Annotated in this window: 20 protein-coding genes; 8 read left to right on the top strand and 12 right to left on the bottom strand. The window is 43.4% G+C overall.

The window, feature by feature from the left end:
• Positions 1 to 21: 21 nt before the first annotated feature.
• Complete coding sequence (gene lepB, locus GVY04_22335; GenBank protein ID NBD18767.1) at positions 22 to 603, top strand: signal peptidase I; 582 nt, start codon at positions 22 to 24, stop codon at positions 601 to 603.
• Positions 604 to 696: 93 nt separating this feature from the next.
• Here the strand turns inward: lepB and GVY04_22330 are convergent, their stop codons facing one another.
• Positions 697 to 888: a DUF2949 domain-containing protein gene (locus GVY04_22330; protein NBD18766.1), complete on the bottom strand. Its 192-nt coding sequence runs from the start codon at positions 886 to 888 to the stop codon at positions 697 to 699.
• Between the two features lie 625 nt (positions 889 to 1,513).
• On the opposite strand from GVY04_22330, the gene GVY04_22325 reads away from it, so the two are divergent.
• Positions 1,514 to 2,098 carry a thioredoxin fold domain-containing protein gene (locus tag GVY04_22325; protein ID NBD18765.1) on the top strand — a complete coding sequence of 195 codons (585 nt, stop codon included), beginning with the start codon at positions 1,514 to 1,516 and terminating at the stop codon, positions 2,096 to 2,098.
• A gap of 4 nt (positions 2,099 to 2,102) precedes the next feature.
• On the opposite strand, the gene GVY04_22320 is transcribed toward GVY04_22325, so the two are convergent.
• The gene (locus GVY04_22320; protein NBD18764.1) at positions 2,103 to 3,320 is read right to left on the bottom strand and encodes a coproporphyrinogen III oxidase; all 1,218 of its coding nucleotides are present in this window, start codon (positions 3,318 to 3,320) and stop codon (positions 2,103 to 2,105) included.
• A 229-nt stretch (positions 3,321 to 3,549) separates the two neighbouring features.
• Here GVY04_22320 and GVY04_22315 point away from each other — a divergent pair, with 229 nt between their 5' ends.
• Positions 3,550 to 4,629, top strand: a complete 1,080-nt coding sequence (locus GVY04_22315) for a PIN/TRAM domain-containing protein (GenBank protein ID NBD18763.1) — start codon at positions 3,550 to 3,552, stop codon at positions 4,627 to 4,629.
• Positions 4,630 to 4,642: 13 nt separating this feature from the next.
• Here the strand turns inward: GVY04_22315 and GVY04_22310 are convergent, their stop codons facing one another.
• The 6 genes from GVY04_22310 to GVY04_22285 all read right to left on the bottom strand — a co-directional run bounded on the left by GVY04_22310 (position 4,643) and on the right by GVY04_22285 (position 8,218).
• Entirely contained in the window at positions 4,643 to 5,113 is a 471-nt protein-coding gene (locus GVY04_22310; protein ID NBD18762.1) for a tetratricopeptide repeat protein, read from the bottom strand.
• Positions 5,114 to 5,169: 56 nt separating this feature from the next.
• On the bottom strand, positions 5,170 to 6,438 hold the full coding sequence (locus GVY04_22305; protein ID NBD18761.1) for a transposase: 1,269 nt from the start codon (positions 6,436 to 6,438) through the stop codon (positions 5,170 to 5,172).
• Positions 6,439 to 6,625: 187 nt separating this feature from the next.
• On the bottom strand, positions 6,626 to 6,847 hold the full coding sequence (locus GVY04_22300; protein NBD18760.1) for a hypothetical protein: 222 nt from the start codon (positions 6,845 to 6,847) through the stop codon (positions 6,626 to 6,628).
• 82 nt (positions 6,848 to 6,929) lie between these two features.
• Positions 6,930 to 7,421, bottom strand: a complete 492-nt coding sequence (locus GVY04_22295; GenBank protein NBD18759.1) for a YbgC/FadM family acyl-CoA thioesterase — start codon at positions 7,419 to 7,421, stop codon at positions 6,930 to 6,932.
• 27 nt (positions 7,422 to 7,448) lie between these two features.
• Entirely contained in the window at positions 7,449 to 7,970 is a 522-nt protein-coding gene (locus GVY04_22290) for a gamma-glutamylcyclotransferase (protein ID NBD18758.1), read from the bottom strand.
• A gap of 56 nt (positions 7,971 to 8,026) precedes the next feature.
• Positions 8,027 to 8,218 (bottom strand): heavy metal transporter, encoded by a 192-nt coding sequence (locus GVY04_22285; GenBank protein ID NBD18757.1) that lies wholly within the window; start codon positions 8,216 to 8,218, stop codon positions 8,027 to 8,029.
• Positions 8,219 to 8,381: 163 nt separating this feature from the next.
• Between GVY04_22285 and GVY04_22280 the strand changes: the two genes are divergently transcribed.
• Positions 8,382 to 9,545 carry a ferrochelatase gene (locus GVY04_22280; protein NBD18756.1) on the top strand — a complete coding sequence of 388 codons (1,164 nt, stop codon included), beginning with the start codon at positions 8,382 to 8,384 and terminating at the stop codon, positions 9,543 to 9,545.
• 32 nt (positions 9,546 to 9,577) lie between these two features.
• Here the strand turns inward: GVY04_22280 and hxpB are convergent, their stop codons facing one another.
• Positions 9,578 to 10,240, bottom strand: a complete 663-nt coding sequence (gene hxpB / locus GVY04_22275; protein NBD18755.1) for a hexitol phosphatase HxpB — start codon at positions 10,238 to 10,240, stop codon at positions 9,578 to 9,580.
• A gap of 15 nt (positions 10,241 to 10,255) precedes the next feature.
• Positions 10,256 to 11,338: an NAD-dependent epimerase/dehydratase family protein gene (locus GVY04_22270; protein ID NBD18754.1), complete on the bottom strand. Its 1,083-nt coding sequence runs from the start codon at positions 11,336 to 11,338 to the stop codon at positions 10,256 to 10,258.
• A 144-nt stretch (positions 11,339 to 11,482) separates the two neighbouring features.
• On the opposite strand from GVY04_22270, the gene GVY04_22265 reads away from it, so the two are divergent.
• Positions 11,483 to 12,181, top strand: coding sequence for a PHP domain-containing protein (locus GVY04_22265; GenBank protein ID NBD18753.1), 699 nt, complete (start codon positions 11,483 to 11,485; stop codon positions 12,179 to 12,181).
• A gap of 280 nt (positions 12,182 to 12,461) precedes the next feature.
• A complete protein-coding gene (locus tag GVY04_22260) occupies positions 12,462 to 12,776 on the top strand; it encodes a hypothetical protein (GenBank protein ID NBD18752.1) in 315 nt (104 codons plus the stop codon).
• A gap of 290 nt (positions 12,777 to 13,066) precedes the next feature.
• Here the strand turns inward: GVY04_22260 and GVY04_22255 are convergent, their stop codons facing one another.
• Positions 13,067 to 13,249 carry a hypothetical protein gene (locus tag GVY04_22255; protein NBD18751.1) on the bottom strand — a complete coding sequence of 61 codons (183 nt, stop codon included), beginning with the start codon at positions 13,247 to 13,249 and terminating at the stop codon, positions 13,067 to 13,069.
• Positions 13,250 to 13,606: 357 nt separating this feature from the next.
• Here GVY04_22255 and GVY04_22250 point away from each other — a divergent pair, with 357 nt between their 5' ends.
• Positions 13,607 to 14,368 carry a succinate dehydrogenase/fumarate reductase iron-sulfur subunit gene (locus GVY04_22250; GenBank protein NBD18750.1) on the top strand — a complete coding sequence of 254 codons (762 nt, stop codon included), beginning with the start codon at positions 13,607 to 13,609 and terminating at the stop codon, positions 14,366 to 14,368.
• A 186-nt stretch (positions 14,369 to 14,554) separates the two neighbouring features.
• Here the strand turns inward: GVY04_22250 and GVY04_22245 are convergent, their stop codons facing one another.
• The gene (locus tag GVY04_22245; protein ID NBD18749.1) at positions 14,555 to 15,802 is read right to left on the bottom strand and encodes a hypothetical protein; all 1,248 of its coding nucleotides are present in this window, start codon (positions 15,800 to 15,802) and stop codon (positions 14,555 to 14,557) included.
• A 697-nt stretch (positions 15,803 to 16,499) separates the two neighbouring features.
• Here GVY04_22245 and GVY04_22240 point away from each other — a divergent pair.
• Positions 16,500 to 16,955: a DUF29 family protein gene (locus tag GVY04_22240; GenBank protein NBD18748.1), complete on the top strand. Its 456-nt coding sequence runs from the start codon at positions 16,500 to 16,502 to the stop codon at positions 16,953 to 16,955.
• Positions 16,956 to 17,329 lie beyond the last annotated feature (374 nt).

Raw genomic sequence — 17,329 nt, 5'->3', positions numbered from 1 at the left:
CTAGATCCGATTTGTGACTCAATGGCTGAAAATAATGTAGAAAATCCCTGGGTAGAAGGACTGAAAACCTTAGCTTTAAGTGCGGTGTTAGCTTTTGGCGTTCGTACCTTTGTTGCCGAAGCACGGTACATTCCTTCCACATCCATGTTACCGACCTTAAAAATTAATGACCGTCTCCTGATTGAAAAGATTGGCTATCGCTTTACCTCTCCCGAAAGAGGAGATATTGTTGTTTTCTCGCCAACAGAGGCGCTAAAGGAACAAGGCTATGATGATGCTTTTATTAAGCGGGTGATTGGTCTACCGGGAGAAACGATTCAAGTCAGGGGAGGCGTCGTAACAGTCGATGGCCAGCCTCTGCTGGAAAATTATCTTGCCGATGAACCGGATTATGATTTTGGTCCGGTGACAGTTCCCGAGGGTCACTACTTGGTTTTAGGCGATAATCGGAATAATAGCTATGATTCTCATTATTGGGGATTTTTGCCTCGTGAAAATATTATCGGTCGCGCTGCTGTCCGGTTTTGGCCCCTCGGTCGGATGACATTCATTGATGACCCGTCATACTCTCAATCAGAACAAGAAGCTCCACAAACGCCCTAAATTAACGTTACGCGTTTTCAGTTTGGGGGTTGCTTTCCCGAAGCTTCTGAATATTGTCAGCATAAGTCAACCATTACTCAGCATTGATACGGCTTATACGGTTTCGAGCCAATCATAAATGCGTTCTAGCTGCTCTAAGGTAATTAAACCATATTGCCAGAGCAGCATTGGTAATGGATCCGTATTGCTTTGGCAATGGCGTTGCGCGATCGCGATTGAGTCATTGGAAATCGCTAATTCTTCTTGCAAAAAGCGCAAGAATTTAGCGTAGGTTGTTGGCATCATGGGTTTGACCTCATTGATAATCTTAGGAGTAAGTTAAACATTAAATATGAAAACTGAGTGAACCCTGAGTTAAGCTAGAGGAGAAGATAAATTTCCCTCTCTTTTACAGAAGGTTATTTTTTCTGAATCGAAGAGCTAACTAGAGTAGCTCTTCAGGAATTGTGTCTTGGTTATAACTTAATCTTTTCTTAACTTTGTAATCACTGATTTGAGAGTTGTAATAACCCGTGAAACCGTCATTACAAGCTGCAAAACGGATAAAACGTAAAAAGTGCTTTACGAATTTTTTATGGGTTGCAAAGGCTAATTACAGAGTTTAGATTAAATCAAGGTTTGACCGACTCTATCTCTTGATTGATCCTGGATAGCGCTTGGGATCAGCACCAAGGAGGACATCAAGAAGGTTAAATGCCTCAGGAGAGGTTGCCTTAAAAAAAGATTACTATAGTAAACCAATATTATATCCATACCTAGGTGAATGCGCAACCTTCCGGCACAAGCGTCATAAAAGTTAATTACCTCTGGCTAAAGCTTGCTGAGACGCCATCAATCATTGATAATAAACAATTGATTGTTTTTCTTTATTGCCAAGATAATTATTATTCAGTTTAATTTGAGTTCATTTATGTTTAAAACAATTGTTCCTCGTCAACGCTTTTCTGCATTTGCGCTAGTTTGTATGGTCGCTCTTGCTTGCTGGCTTTGGTTAATGCCGAGCGCGATCGCGGGATTAGATGATGATCGTTATGATGGCAATATCTTTGCGTTGTATGCTGGTAATGGTTCGTTAGTTCCCCCCCGCGTTTCTCTGGCTGAGTCGATGAAAGGGGGAAAACCGAGTTTGCTGGTGTTTTATTTGGAAGATAGCAAAGACTGCAAAGCCTTTTCCGTAACGGTTTCTGAGTTACAACGCTATTATGGGCGAGCCGCCAGTTTTATTCCGATTAATGTCGATATGTTAAGGGATCAAGACGAATTCCAGCCCACAGAAGCGGGTTACTATTATCGTGGACTGGTTCCGCAAACAGTGATTATTGACCAACAAGGAGAGGTTGCTTTTAATGAAGTGGGACAAGTCAGTTTTGAGCGGATTGATGATGCTTTTCGTGAGGTGTTTGACTTATTGCCTCGTTCTAAATCAAAAGAATTAAAGCGTCGCTCATTGAATAATATCAATGTGGGCTTAGAAGAGTCCGACAAAGAAGAGTAATTGTTTAAGCCGTTTCATCAGAAAACGCGCTAAATAAGTGCGCCAAAATGGTATTTGAAAATAAGAGCCCTTCGGGATCAGCCAGTTGTAAGTGTCCCCAATGATGATGATTGGCGTGACCTAAAATTACCCAGTTGCGCTCTATGTAAGGTTCCAAAATCTGAATCAGATATTGGACTTTTTCTGAACCAAACTGGTGCGCGATCGCGCTTAAGTCAATCCCTTCAGTTAATCTTAAACCCAGCATCAAAATTTCCAATAGTTGATCATCAGGATCAAGATGGGTCGTTTGATGCAACTCATGATTAGGATCGCTCAAGGTTTCAACCCAACTCGCATACTCACGGCGCGTGCGCGGTCGAGTCAAACGTTGTCCGCCTAAAAAACTGGCTGCCCCCATACCGAACCCATAATAAGCCTGATTCTCCCAGTACACTCGATTATGGCGACATTGGGAGTCTGGGTAAGCATAATTACTAATTTCGTAGTGGGTGTAGCCAGCAGTGGTTAATTTTTGCTGAGTTAGACGATACATTTCGGCAGCGGTTTCATCGGGGGGTAAAGGTAATTTCCCGGCTTCCGCTTGCCGTTCAAAGGCAGTTCCCGGTTCAATAATCAAGTCATAACAAGAAAGATGAGGGGGAGATAACGTAATGGCTTGGTCAAGGGTAGCGTCCCATTGCTCAAGGGTTTGTTGGGGTAAACCGGAGATTAAATCGAGGCTAAAGTTCGCAATCCCTAATTGTTCAAATTGCGCGATCGCGCGATGAATATCATCAACCCGATGCGTTCGTCCCATTTGGGCTAATAATTCATCTTGAAACGCTTGTACGCCTAAACTGTAGCGGTTAATCCCCAGCTGCTGATAAGCCTTTAGTTGCTCAAGATCAAAGGTTTGCGGATCAATTTCGATGGAAATTTCTGCATCTTTAGCGATGGAAAAAGAGTGATCTAAAGTCGCCAAAATTTTCTCCAGTTCCGATACGGGTAACAAAGAAGGGGTTCCCCCACCAAAAAAAACCGTGTTCAAACTTGCAGTCGGAAACCAATGAGCCGTCAAACGAATTTCTTGACATAATCGGGTGACATATCGTGCCATTGCCTGAGCCCGGTTCAGCGTTCCTCCGCCATCCCCAATCACACTAATTGGGAAATCGCAGTAATAGCAGCGACGACGGCAAAACGGAATGTGAATATAAGCGGAACTTGTTGGCAAAATCATTAATCAATTATTAACGAATTAACCTGGATTGACGATTCCCATCTTAAGGAAGACATGATTATTACAGAAGCGTTCACAATAGGAGATAGGAAAAAGGACAAAGCAAACGTTAAATATTATGCTGTCTCAAACCGGAAAGACTGAGTCTAAGCCTTGGTCAAGCAAAGATATAATAGGAGTTTAATTCCGATCCTAATCGTGATCATAATTTTTCCATTGGACAATACTCATGATTGATGTCATCATCGTTATCTTATTCGTTCTTACTGCTGCCAGTTTAGGGTTTGGTAGTATCGACTTACTGCCGGACGCGGCTTTAGAGTCTGTCACCAACATTGAAGCCCTGCGTTGGATTATTGGCAGTTTTACCGCCATTATTGGTTTAGCCGTCGGACTAACCGCGCAAACGTTCTATCGTCGTTTAGAAAAGCAAATTCGCCAAACGCCCATTGAAGTGATCCTGACTCGCTCGGTCGGACTTGCTATTGGGTTGTTGATTGCTAATTTAATGTTAGCCCCCATTTTTCTATTTCCCATTCCCGAACAATTGAACTTTGTTAAACCTTTAATTGCCATTTTAGGGAGTGTCATTTTTGGCTTCCTTGGGGTCACCCTCGCTGACACGCACGGGCGAACCTTTTTACGACTGATTAATCCCAATAGTATGGAATATCTTTTAGTGGCGGAAGGTACCCTCAAATCGGCAACCACAAAGGTCCTCGATACCAGTTGTATTATTGATGGACGTATTGAAGAACTCCTTAATACAGGCTTCATTGAGGGGCAATTGATTATTCCGCAATTTGTTTTACAAGAGTTGCAGTATCTTGCCGATACAGCCAATGACCAAAAACGAGTGCGGGGTCGTCGCGGCTTAGATATCCTCAAACGGATGCAACAAGAGTATCCCGAACGAATTGTGATTAACAGTTCGGATTATGACGATGTTTATACCGTTGATGCTAAATTGGTGCGCTTTACTCAAGAAATTAATGGGGTTTTACTCACCAATGATTACAACTTGAATAAAGTCGCTGACTTACAGAAAGTATCGGTGCTCAATGTTAATGATTTAGCCCAAGCGGTTCGTCCCATCTATCTTCCCGGGGATACACTGGAGTTAAAAATTCTCAAACAGGGCAAAGAACCCGAACAGGGTGTCGGCTATCTAGAAGATGGCACAATGGTCGTTGTAGAAGAGGGACAAGAGTATGTCGGGGGAGAACTACCCGTCGTGGTCACTTCTGCTTTGCAAACGTCTGCGGGGCGGATGATTTTTGCTAAACCGCAAACTTCAGTGCCTGCCTAGTTAGATTGCCTCGTTAGTCACTCAGTTTTGCTGTACATTCTAAAATGAGTTTCTGATTAATGAGGGCATAAGGTTGAATTTTCAATGCTTTACGAAAAGCAGCGATCGCGTCACGGTAGTCTCCTAACGCCGCGTGACACAACCCGAGACCATGCCAAGCCCCGAAATGAAACTGATTCAACTGCACCACTTGCAAACAGTCAGCTCGTGATTTTTCATACTCTCCCCGTAGGTAATATAAGACCGCTCGCCGATTCCGAGCTTCGGCAAAGGTAGGATTATCTGCAATGACCTCAGTGAGGAGTGCTTCCGCTTGTTGTAAATTCCCTTGATCAATCAGCTTTTGGGCGCGTCGTAACTGTTCTAATCCCCAAATCCCTTTTTGCTGAAACCAAATTTGCCAGAGTTGAGCCGTGGCAGATTGGCGTACCGTTTCATCTTCGTCTCGTAGTTTTTCTAATAACTGGCTGATGTTTTGATCCATTACTGACTAGAATTGACTTTGAGCACTGTGTCTTTTTTCTATTGTGCCAGTTTGCCTTAGCCAGCTGCTGCGATTGGGCTAATTGACACTCCCACGGCTAGGCTACGCGCTTTGCCGTGGGATTCTTGGTTCTGCGACGATGCTTGCTTCGACAGGACGTGTCCTACCAAAGTAGAGGCGTCATCTTCCCAAGCGTTTTTGGAGTCGAGCCCCACCGTTCCTGTATGCCCTACAGTACGGAGTCCTTTTCTTAAGATGTTGATGGCAGCGTTTTCGTCTCTATCTAGTTGGCAACCACACTTACAGGTATGAGTGCGTGTAGATAGAGATTTCGTGACAATCCGTCCACAATTAGAACATTCTTGGCTTGTGTAGTGAGGTGGAACAGCCACCGTCACCTTCCCAAACTTCTGAGCAAAATACTCCAACCAGACACGGAACTGATACCAACCAACATCTGAAATAGATTGAGCAAGGTTATGATTCTTGACCAAGTTTTTAACTTGCAACTCTTCATAGGCGACCACATCGCTAGATAGGATTACGCAACGCGCTACTCTCCGAGCGTGTTCTTGACGCTGCCTACTTATTCTCAGGTGTTTCTTGGCTAATCTTTGCCTTGCCTTTCTACGGTTAGATGAACCTTTGTGTTTGCGTGATAGACGACGTTGGGAGCGTTTTAACTCCTCTTCTCCTTTGCGGAAGAAACGAGGATTTGGCTGCTTGTGTCCTTTACTGTCTGTATAGAAATCGGTTAAGCCAACATCTAAGCCAATGGCTTGTTGAGTCGGTTCAACCTCCTCTTTAATATCGACGTTGAGGCAAAACTGGCAGTAATACCCATCTGCTCGTCTAACTAACCGCACTCGTCTAATCTGTTCTTTGGAATAGAAATAGATATCCCGACTCCCAATCAGTTTCACTCGACCAATACCGTTTCCATCAGTAAACGTGATGTGCTTTTTCGTGTTGGGGTCAAGTTTCCAACCGGTCAGTTTATATTCAACTGAACGGTTGTTTTTTTGGTATTTAGGATATCCCTTTTTACCAGCTACTTTCTTTTTGCAATTGTCAAAAAATCGACTAATTGCTGACCAAGCCCTCTCCGCAGCAGACTGTCTGGCTTGAGAGTTGAGCTTTTTTGCCCATTCAAACTCTTGAGCAAGAAGTTTGCACTGCTTATTCAGGTCATACTTGGTCGCACCATGATTGTCTTCCCAGTAACGAAGCGCTTTGTTTCGGATGAACTGAGTTGTCCGAATTGCTTCATCAATGGCAGTATATTGAGTTGTCTTGGCTTTGACTTTGTACTCAATGACAATCATAATTTAAGCTGTCTAAAATAGCTTAAATTAATTTAGCACAAATGAGTTGAGTTTGTTAAGCTCAAAGCATTGAACTTTTCGCCTAACTCGCCTTATATCCAAGGTCTAAAGACGCTTGGTTTTACGGCGACTTCTATAATGCGATATCTAGCCCAGGTTAGAAATCAACTCAACTTAAGGGTTGAATTTACTGCTTGTTTTCCGATTCCTCTTCTTTTTTGGTATCAACTTCAGGAACCCAGTCCGGGCGCTCTTGTCCTTCCCAACCAGCTGGGCGTTTTGAGTTATACCAAGCAATGGAACCAATGGTGACAGCAGCAATAAAACCGATGATATAAACGGCAGTAAAGGAAATCGGAAAGCTATTACCTGCTTCTGCAGCTGCCTCTGCTTGCATTAAAATATTCATAATTTTAATTATCTCCAAATTCTATAGGGAAAATCTTACCAAATCCTTGGCAAAGATTGGTCTATCTTCAGTGCAGTTTTGGCTAAGTATGTCGTTTTACTAAGATATCTTTCACAGTTGAGGGTAAACTCCGCATCACTTTTCCTTTTTCTCGATCAACGGCAACCAGTGTCACTGTTGCGGTAAGATACTTCGTTTCTCGATCAAGGGATTGAATTTGGTAATCCCAGTGCATCCGGACCCCTGACATTTCATTCATACGGGTGCGGAGTACTGCTTCATCCCCAAGTCGGAGGAAATAATGATAGCGCAGGGATAAATCAACCACTGGCAATTCACAACCCAGAGCGACCAGTTCGCTGTAGTCTAAGCCCAGTGATCGCAAATATTCAATTCTGGCTTCTTCGAGCCATTGAATATAAGTTCCATGCCAAACCACTCCCGCGTAATCGGTGTGGTGGGGATAAACTCGGATCGGATACTCAAACCAATGCTCTGAGTCAGCATGAAGCGATTGATCGGGTTCAATGGCATCAGAGGGTGGAATTTGAGAAGGATTATTCGTTGCTGACACGACGATGCTCCTAATCGACGGTTGCTTCTAGCTTATTTTATCGAGTGAGCGGTAAGCTTGCTGGAGATTGTGCATTTGGTGAAAGAGTTGCCAACGATAGTCTTCCGGGAGTCCACACGTGGTTGCCCCACGCAAAACCACATGAAAATACCACTCGTTTGGTGGAATTTCTCGCGGTAATTTATTAACAACTGTATACGTCCGAACTCGGTGATACCATTTTCCGTGCGCCTGAACACTGACTTCTTCTCGCCGATAGCCTTGGGTTGGCACTTCTTCGCGAATATCGAGGGCTTCACTAAAGCGCCACGGCAGTTGGTAGAGAACTCCCATCACTGACGCGCTGGTATCACGAACGACATCGAGGACCCCACATTGACGACGGGGAGAGCGATGATAGAAGCCAAGACGATAATGAGGGAGAGTAGCGGGACCAACCACATAAGGATAGGTATTTTCTTGCAGCGTCCGTTTGAGATCAACCGGACACATACAAGACCCATAGGCGAAATAGTAGAAGGATTCTGGCTGAGATGACAACTGCTCCATAAATCACTTGTTTCCCGAGTTGAACTTTGTCAAAATGAGTTTAATATTTCTTTGCTTTAGTTAACGGTATGTCCTGCCGTGTTAATCATTTCTTTCACTGCACTTGCTTGAGCGGTGGTTTCCACCTTAACAATTTTCTGCTCGACATCCACTTCAACCTTGGCGTTGGGGTCTTGGGTTTTAATTTCATTGGTAATGGCTTCAGCACAGCCTTCGCATTTAATGCTGGGAACGTTAAGCTCAATCATAACTGAAAACCTCCTGTGGCTAAAGTAATACCAGATACCTTTCCATCCTATCAAGGCAGTCTGGGGAAATTCTAAGAATTCTTGCGAGCTTAACTCAATTAAGAAGAAATTGTTAAACTTAATAAAGAAACTGAAAACTTAAATTTAATAAACAATACTTATTATGGGTCGAGTCGGGGTTTTACTTCTAAACTTAGGTGGACCGGACGAATTAGAAGATGTTCGTCCCTTTTTATACAATCTATTTTCTGACCCAGAAATTATCCGTTTACCCGTATCTTGGTTGCAAAAACCATTGGCTTGGTTTATTTCTACAGCGCGATCGCGCAAATCCCAAGAAAACTACAAAGAAATCGGGGGCGGATCGCCGCTGCGTCGGATTACAGAAGAACAAGCACAAGCCCTCCAACAGCAACTGCAAGCAGAAGGGAAAGATGCCCGCGTCTATGTGGGAATGCGGTATTGGCATCCCTTTACGGAAGAAGCAGTAGTTCGGATTAAACGCGATCAAATCGATCAACTGGTGATTCTTCCCCTCTATCCCCAATTTTCTATCAGTACCAGTGGGTCAAGTTTCCGGATTTTAGAACGCATTTGGCAAGAAGACCCCGCTCTCCAAAAAGTTCCCTATACCGTCATTCCCTCTTGGTACGATGAACCGGCCTATTTACAAGCCATGGCAAACTTGATTGGTCAAGAACTGGATAAATTTTCTAACCCAGACCAAGTCCATATTTTCTTCAGCGCTCACGGTGTTCCCCTCAGTTATGTAGAAGAAGCGGGCGATCCCTATCAGTATGAGATCGAAGAATGTACCCGTTTAATCATGAAAACCTTAAACCGTCCCAATGAGCACACCTTAGCTTATCAAAGTCGGGTCGGTCCGGTGGAATGGCTGAAGCCCTACACGGAAGAAGCGATTGTAGAACTAGGAAAAAAAGGGGTTAAAGATTTACTGGTGGTTCCCATTAGTTTTGTCTCCGAACACATTGAAACCCTACAAGAAATTGATATTGAGTATCGCGAACTCGCTGAAGAAGCGGGAGTAGAAAACTTCCAACGAGTTCCTGCCTTAAATACTGATTCCACCTTTATCCAAGCCCTGACTAACTGTGTCGATCATGCCCTAAATTCCCCAGATCGGGGCTTTGCAGAAGTGACTCCCTTAAAGAAAAACCTCAAAATGTATCCACAGGAACGGTGGGAGTGGGGAATGACAACAACTGCAGAAGTGTGGAATGGTCGTTTAGCGATGTTAGGCTTTCTCGCTCTCATGATTGAATTAATCAGTGGTGCGGGTCCCTTACACTTTGTCGGACTGCTTTAGAGGACCTAGGACTGACCCCTTGCTTAAGGAGATTACTCTTTGCTGAGGAGAGAAGCAAGCGCCGTTTTTGCTTGGAGAAGCGAAGGAAAGATCTCGTCAGCAATGATCAATCTTGGATCTGGGTCGGGGTATCCTTCGGGAATGGCGTAACACATCATTCTCGCTGCTTTGGCAGATAGAACCCCATTGAAGGAATCTTCTAGGGCTAAGCAGTGAGTTGGGGTTACTCCCAATTCTTCAGCAGTGGTTAAATAAACGGCTGGGTGAGGTTTTCCATAGCATTCCTCAGTTGCAGAGTGAATAATTTGGAACTTATCACTTAAATGCAAACGCTTGATGACAGCTTCAATGAGAGCGTAATCAGAAGAGGAGGCTAATGCTAAAGGCAAGGGAATGCTCTCTAAAAAATCAAATAAAGGATCAACCCCTTTTCTCGCCGCCCCTTGGGTTTCAATGAGTTCAATCACCCGTTGGACAATTCGTTGGGCAATTTTTTCCTGAGATGGATGATCCCAAGGAAATTGCCGATACCAATAATTCACCACTTCATCAATTCTTAATCCCATTGTTTGCAGACACAGTTGCGGGGTTAACTTTAATCCAACATCCGCAAACATTTCAATTTCTGCTTGTTGCCAAAAGGGTTCTGAATCAATCAATAACCCATCCATATCAAAAATAATTGCTTCGAGCATGGTTTTTAAAGTGGTTTAATTTCCAGTAACAGTCGTATCAATCTTAAGACCCCGTTGCTGCATCATCCCCTCAAACAGGGGAGTTGTCACCGCTTGTTCTACTGACCACACTCCCGGCTGAATAACATCTTGATTGAGTAATAATTGGGCAACACTGCCGGCACCCATCCCAGCCGCGATCGCGGTATGATTATGATAAAATTTAAGCTTATAGTGTTTTTTCTCGTTACCTTGCCAACCGGTTACATCAACAACAACGGCAATTCCGACACCACTTGCTAAATCCGTCACTCTTGCCATCCCTAAACTCATCCGAGATAACCCTTCCATAACCAATGGATTCTTTAATACGGAATGGGGGACACGATGGGCAACCAGCGCCGTTAAATCATTGTAAAAATTAGGAATAGAGGCAAACTTAGTAACAACGGTATCCACAGCAAAAGACTGAGTGAGAGTATAGGTTTCAGCAACATCAAACCAATACACATCCGCTTCGCCATATTGGGGAAATGTCACGGTTTCCGGTTCACTGTAGGGGATAACCTTTTGCCATTGCCCCTTGATCCAAGCAAAAAAAGGAGATTGAATGCCTAAAAAGGTCGTTCGCATTACTGTCAAACCGGCGCCACCTGATCCGGCAACCAAGTAATTTAAACGAATCGACTCGACTTGATCGAGGGCTTCTACCCCTTTTCGCGCCATTAAGTTAGAAATTCCGGGAAAGACGCCGGTATGTAAAATCGCCGTGACTCCCGCTTGGAGTGCAGCTTGATGGTAATTGGCAACCTGCAAATGAAACGAGCGGTGATCACTAACATCAATATAGTTGATGCTTTCCTCAATACAATGCTTTAAAACCCGACCATCCCGATGGTGAAACGGTCCGGCGCAATGAACCACTAAATCAAAATTAGAAATCAGGTTTTTAATTTGATCTTGATTGTTCAAATCGAACGGTAAAAAAGGAAAATCTTGGTTATAAGAAGATTTACGTCCGGTTACCGTTACATTAGCTTGGCTGTGCTTCTGAATGTCCTGTGCAACACAACGACCAATATGTCCCGTCCCACCAATAATCAACACCTGTTTTGTCACAGCTTCCCCTCGTAAAAACAACTAGAAAAAGATTTGCTAAGGTTAAAAGGAAGAAATTTGTAATATTACTCAACAATTATCGGTTTACTTTCCCACTGAATCAAAGCAACATCTGGATTGAACGTACCAACTACTGAGGTTATCATGCCGACTACTTATTTCCCTCGTCAATCACACTCATCCTTACAAGGGCAAGATACGCAAACTCTCCAAGCAATTTGGCAAACGATTAACGCAGATAGTTGTCCCCATTACTATAACTTCCATCTGCACACCATTTACTCTGATGGACAGCTCCAACCCCACGCTTTAATTGACCAGGCTTTAGCCTTAAAGGTGCAAGGGTTTGCCATTACCGATCATCACACCGTTAGAGGCTATCAAATCGCTCGTCACTATCTACAAAGCTATCGTGGTGGCACATTTATTCCTCAACTTTGGACAGGCGTAGAAATTACTTCAATATTGATAGATACCGAAGTGCATATCTTGGGATACGCTTTTAATCCCGAACATCCGGCAATCGTACCTTATTTACAAGGAAATAGCCCGAGGGGGAACGCAGCTAGGGCTGAAAATGTCATCAAGGCAATTCATAATGCCGAAGGATTAGTTGTTTTAGCCCACCCGAAACGCTATCGTCGTTCTGCAAAAGAATTAATTCTGGCAGGGGTTGACCTGGGGATTGATGGGGTAGAAACTTACTACTCATATAAAAATGCGATTCCTTGGCGACCTACCCCTGACCAAACAGTAGAGGTCAAAGCACTCACTCAACAATATAATCTCTTCAATACTTGTGGTACAGACAGCCATGGTTTGAGCATATTGCAACGATGCTAGTCACTTGTAAGAGCCAGGGAACTCACTCCCTGCCTTACAGTTAAAGCTCACCATGTAACTAGTTTAGATTTGGAGTTTCTTCTCATAACAGCACTGACATAACGCTCCCGCATCGAGAATGGGAAAAGGACTAAGGTTTTCCCAAGCCATGAATCGAGAGAAACTTTCATATATCACATAACGAAATTTAAATCTAGTTAAAATACAAAGTTCACAGTAAACAGTAACTTAACTTAACAATCAGTAACCTAAAGATGCTAGTAACTAAGGTAAAGAGTATATGGTATTAACTACAGAAAGAACAACAACACTTCAAGCCTTACATACTCAATATGTAGAGGCAACGCGAAAGAATTATCCTCATGCTTATCTTTTCTCGCTGGAAGAAATTATGGCTAATGTTACTGAAAATGCCAAACCAACAGATGATATTAATGTCTTAACGAAAAGTGTTTTAGAAGCGATGATTTATACTTCTTCTAATACCGTGGGAGAAATGATCGAACGTGCTGAAGCTGACTTTATTCATCGCTATGAAGACATGACTCCACAACAAAAACAGGTCTGTAGTCAATATCGATTAAAATTTAGGTAAAGAGCAACATAACGCTTACTGTGGTCTGGCGAGCAGGCACAAAGCGCTGCTCGCTTATTAATCAAGTTGGCAGAATATCACTTAATGTCTCAATCTTAAAATTGATAAAAAGATTAACCAAATAGGGGATTAGTTACTCAGTAAAGAAGGTAGTAATTAAATTAACATCAGCTTAGACTATATCAGAACTTTCGGAAGTACCTTAAATTATTAAAATCTTCGTGGTATTGAAGCACTAGAAAGACTGTAAATCAGTTCTAACTGATGGTTTTATTTCGATTCAAAACTACTTATTCATCAGCGGAATCTTCCGTGGATTCTTCCTCAGACATACCAGGTTCTTCAGGCTCTTCTATGGTCGTTTCTTCTTGTTCGGTTGTCGGTGATTCTTCTGTATCTGTCGTTGGAGTCTGACAAGCTGTCAAAGAAAACAGTGATCCAATTAGTAGTAAAGTAATGAGTTGAGATTTCATAAGTTTCTCCTTAATTTTCGAGTTGAGAAATGTTTTACCTTATTTTATAAGTAATAGCAAAATGATACCAAATTGAATTGACTACGTGTATGATATTAATCTCATTTTAACTTAGTAGCATGATGCCTGACTCTTGATTGATCAAGTTATTGTCTTGCATTAGAAGGAGCAATCCTGTCTAACGCGATGCCTGCCTAGCGGCGCGGTCTACGACCTACGACCTATGATCTACAAGCCACCCTAGATTAATCATCACTCTCAAGTGTTAGATTTGATGAAATTGGTTAATGAACAAACTAATCTTAAGTAATTAGTGTTTTGTGTCTTATGGGTGATACTTACTGGAATTATGGAACGATGCACCTAAAATTAAAAATTTGGCGACAACCCAATCCTAATGTTGATGGAAAAATACTTACCTATGAACTTGATAATGTGTCTCCAGATAGCTCCTTTTTAGAGATGCTGGACATCCTCAATGAGAAACTTCTCGAGCAAGGAGAAGATCCGGTAGCGTTTGATCATGACTGTCGAGAAGGGATCTGTGGCAGTTGCGCAATGACAATTAATGGGATTCCACAAGGTGCTGAGAAAGAAACGACAGCTTGTCAACTCTATATGCGCCACTTTAATGATGGTGATACGATTACCATTGAACCTTGGCGAGCTAAACCATTCCCTGTCATTAAAGACCTTGTTGTTGATCGCTCTGCCTTTGATGAGTTGATTCAAGCCGGTGGCTTTATTACCGCCCGTACCGGAAGTGCCCCCGAAGCCAACGAAACACCAATTCCAAAAGTAGTGGCAGATGAAGCCATGGATGCAGCAGCTTGTATTGCCTGTGGAGCGTGTGTAGCAACTTGTAAAAATGCCTCAGCAATGCTGTTTGTGGGGGCGAAAAACGCTCACCTGAATCGCCTTCCCCAAGGAGAACCGGAGAAAGATCAGCGGGTGCTGAATATGATAGAAACCATGGATCGGTTAGGCTTTGGCAACTGTAGCAACTTTGGAGAATGCCAAGCTGTTTGTCCAAAAGGAATTACGCTGGATGTGATTTCTAAGTTAAATCGAGATTACGCGATCGCGCAAGTCCATCGCTTCTTTTCGGGCAAAAGTTAGTTAAAGATTACGCCTTCCTCAACTACGGAATGAGGTGCAACCCGAGAGGAAAGCAGCACGGAAGCACCTGCTTTGACCAAAGTAAAAGGTGTAGTCAGGTAGGACATGAGACTGTAAGACCAATATCGATTCATCGGTGGAGGCTAGACTCAGCCCAAGCATCTAACTCCTTCAGGTGTTGGAGTGTCAACTACCTTTTATCAGGGATATTGGTTGATTGAGAGCGTCTTCAAAAATTGCACCGCGCAATTCGAGATCTCTTCTCATGGGTTGAGATATCCCGCAATTATCTGCAAAGTAAGTATTTTTTACATTAGCACCTTTGAGGATCGCACCGCTCAAGTCAGCGCCCTTCAAGTTGGTACGGCTGAGGATCGCACCGCTTAAATCAGCGCCCCTCAGGTTAATTCGGCTTAGAGTCGCACCGCTGAAGTTCGCTTCCCTCAAGTTGACATCTCTGAGGTTAGCACGGTCTAGATGAGCCTTCCTCAGATTAGCACCCTCTAAATTCGCCTCCCTTAGGTTAACACCCTCTAGATTTGCACGCCTCAGACTAGCACCGCTTAGAAAAATCTTACTCAGGTTAGCACGGCTGAGATCAGCACCATCGAGGTTGGCATGGCTGAGATCAGCACTCCTTAGGTTGGTATACTTGAGATTAGCATCCCTCAGGAAGGCGCCACTGAGGTCAGCGTCACTGGCATTGGCATGGCTGAGGTCGGCACAAGTGAAGAAAGCCCCCCTGAAGTTCGTATTACTTAAGAAGGCCCCCCGGAGGATAGCACGGCTTAGAAACGCACCGCTGAGGTTGGCTCCACTCAGGATAGTACCGCTGAGGTCGCTACCACTGAGGTCAGCACGGCTCAAATCAACCCCACTCAAAAAAGCACGATTCAAGAACGCACGGCTAAGATCAACACAATTGAGGTCGGCATGGCTGAGATTAGCATCCCTGAGGTTGGAGCCGTTGAGGTCGGCACGACTGAGATTAGCATTGCTGAGGATGCTACGACTGAGATTGGCACCGCTGAGAAAAGCACCACTGAGAATACTACGGCTGAGGTTGGCACCGCTGAGGTCAGCACCACTAAGAATACTACGGCTCAAGTCAGCCCCTCTGAGGAAAGCACTACTGAGATCAGCGCTTCTGAGGAAAGCACCGCTGAGATTAGCATCGCTCAGGTCAGCCCCATTTAGGAAGGCCCCCCTGAGAAAAGCATCTTTCAGGTTGGCTCCACTGAGGAAAGCATCTCTAAGATCAGCATCGCTAAGTTCAATCCCTTTTAAATTGACTCTACTGAGATCTGATCGCGCAAAATCTTGTTTGCGATCCAATCCTGCTAGTTGTACTAACTCAGCAAAGTTCTTTGTTTTTGCCTCTGCCACTTTTCGGATTACACTTTGTAACTCTTGAGGCGACATTTCCTCGTTCATACTTCAACTCCTGCCAGAGGCGTTCTACTTTTCCAAGCTGAGGTCAGCGGTACACCGGACTTAAACTCCGGAACCAAGTTCCGGCGACGACCCCTTGCCTACGCTGACCGCTCAGCCGCGGCTATTTCCACCAAAGGATAGATTTTTGGATTGATCTCCATAGATTCACCCTCAGTAAAATTACATAACTTCTGTTATCATATCATTTTTATCGTTGATTTCAATCAAAAAACTAAATTTACAAAAACGATTCAACTAATGGTGATTCCGTATTAACCACAGTAAGCTGGTGGGCATTCTAACCGGATTGTAAATTTGAATCACAATAATTAGCAAATTTAAATTTAACTTTTAAGGCGATCTAAATAAATTCTTGTTCAAAGGGCTGTCCGTGTTGAAGAGCCGGCTAGCCTGGAGTCACGGAAGTCAGTTCCTTCAAAAAGAAACCCAACGCGACAGTCAAATGAAGCATAAACTTCCTGAAAAACCGATTTTCTGCACAGCAGCGGTTAGAGAGTCAAAGCTCTCAGGATGATCTCTTACCTCAGTTTACTAAGTTTAGTCCAAAAACAGAAAAAGCGGATACTTCGTTAAGATCTTAAGGGTTAACTGATTACGCGATGCTTCCTAGACACAGAGTGCTGCTCGCGCCAGTCCGTCGTTTCTTTTCTGGCAAACGTTAGTCAACATCAAAGTTATGACGTCTCAATTTACTTCCGCTAATTCTAATCTCTACGAACACGATTATCAGCAATGGCTAGAGCAAATTATTAGTCAGTTAGAAAACCGTGCTTTTCATCAAATTGACTTAACGCACTTAATTGAAGAACTCGAAGACATGGGAAAGGCAGAAAAAAATGCTCTTGCCAGTAACACAACCATTCTATTGATGCACTTGCTGAAATATATCTATCAACCCAGTAAACGCACGGCATCTTGGCGCAGAACCATTGTGGAACATCGACGACGCATCCTTCGTGCCTTCAAAACTAGTCCCAGCTTAAAGCCCTATTTTGAACGTATATTTGCTGAGTGTTATGCAGAAGCCCGAGTTGATGCAGCCACAGAAACTCAACTTCCCATTGAGACCTTTCCTGAAGATTGCCCTTTAGCCATTCAAGATATCCTAGACCCAGAATTTTTACCGAAGTAATCTTTATGTATGGATTGGCTAGACTTTACGACTAATGAGTGTTTCTATCTTTCATCTGCGTTGTGAAGCGTAGGTTGGTTTATTCGGTGAATCATGAACTACTCGCAAGCCGACTTACGTCTGAGCTTGCGGTTTCTGACGCTTCTTCGCTCCAACTTTTCTCATGCTTCCGCAATCGACAGAGGTTGGCAACTCTGCGTCTAAAGAGGCACGTTCCGCACCCCGCGCCCACTCAAGCATCACTTGAGCAGCATTTTATATCTTATTAAATTATAAATAACAACAACAACAACAGCGTAGCCAATTCTCACTGATTCAGCCACGTTATAGAAATCACGTTGACACTTTTATAATATTGTCTATAATGTAATTAT

The organism is Cyanobacteria bacterium GSL.Bin1 (genome assembly GCA_009909085.1).
GTDB lineage: Bacteria > Cyanobacteriota > Cyanobacteriia > Cyanobacteriales > Rubidibacteraceae > Halothece.
Note: the sequence above shows the minus strand (reverse complement) of the source record. Positions and strands in the feature narration are given on the sequence as shown.

Excerpts from the sequence above, each read along its gene's own strand:
- lepB (NBD18767.1), top strand. The coding sequence starts at position 22 with ATGGCTGAAAATAATGTAGAAAATCCCTGGGTAGAAGGACTGAAAACC.
- GVY04_22330 (NBD18766.1), bottom strand. The coding sequence starts at position 888 with ATGATGCCAACAACCTACGCTAAATTCTTGCGCTTTTTGCAAGAAGAA.
- GVY04_22325 (NBD18765.1), top strand. The coding sequence starts at position 1,514 with ATGTTTAAAACAATTGTTCCTCGTCAACGCTTTTCTGCATTTGCGCTA.
- GVY04_22320 (NBD18764.1), bottom strand. The coding sequence starts at position 3,320 with ATGATTTTGCCAACAAGTTCCGCTTATATTCACATTCCGTTTTGCCGT.
- GVY04_22315 (NBD18763.1), top strand. The coding sequence starts at position 3,550 with ATGATTGATGTCATCATCGTTATCTTATTCGTTCTTACTGCTGCCAGT.
- GVY04_22310 (NBD18762.1), bottom strand. The coding sequence starts at position 5,113 with ATGGATCAAAACATCAGCCAGTTATTAGAAAAACTACGAGACGAAGAT.
- GVY04_22305 (NBD18761.1), bottom strand. The coding sequence starts at position 6,438 with ATGATTGTCATTGAGTACAAAGTCAAAGCCAAGACAACTCAATATACT.
- GVY04_22300 (NBD18760.1), bottom strand. The coding sequence starts at position 6,847 with ATGAATATTTTAATGCAAGCAGAGGCAGCTGCAGAAGCAGGTAATAGC.
- GVY04_22290 (NBD18758.1), bottom strand. The coding sequence starts at position 7,970 with ATGGAGCAGTTGTCATCTCAGCCAGAATCCTTCTACTATTTCGCCTAT.
- GVY04_22285 (NBD18757.1), bottom strand. The coding sequence starts at position 8,218 with ATGATTGAGCTTAACGTTCCCAGCATTAAATGCGAAGGCTGTGCTGAA.
- GVY04_22280 (NBD18756.1), top strand. The coding sequence starts at position 8,382 with ATGGGTCGAGTCGGGGTTTTACTTCTAAACTTAGGTGGACCGGACGAA.
- hxpB (NBD18755.1), bottom strand. The coding sequence starts at position 10,240 with ATGCTCGAAGCAATTATTTTTGATATGGATGGGTTATTGATTGATTCA.
- GVY04_22265 (NBD18753.1), top strand. The coding sequence starts at position 11,483 with ATGCCGACTACTTATTTCCCTCGTCAATCACACTCATCCTTACAAGGG.
- GVY04_22260 (NBD18752.1), top strand. The coding sequence starts at position 12,462 with ATGGTATTAACTACAGAAAGAACAACAACACTTCAAGCCTTACATACT.
- GVY04_22255 (NBD18751.1), bottom strand. The coding sequence starts at position 13,249 with ATGAAATCTCAACTCATTACTTTACTACTAATTGGATCACTGTTTTCT.
- GVY04_22250 (NBD18750.1), top strand. The coding sequence starts at position 13,607 with ATGCACCTAAAATTAAAAATTTGGCGACAACCCAATCCTAATGTTGAT.
- GVY04_22245 (NBD18749.1), bottom strand. The coding sequence starts at position 15,802 with ATGAACGAGGAAATGTCGCCTCAAGAGTTACAAAGTGTAATCCGAAAA.
- GVY04_22240 (NBD18748.1), top strand. The coding sequence starts at position 16,500 with ATGACGTCTCAATTTACTTCCGCTAATTCTAATCTCTACGAACACGAT.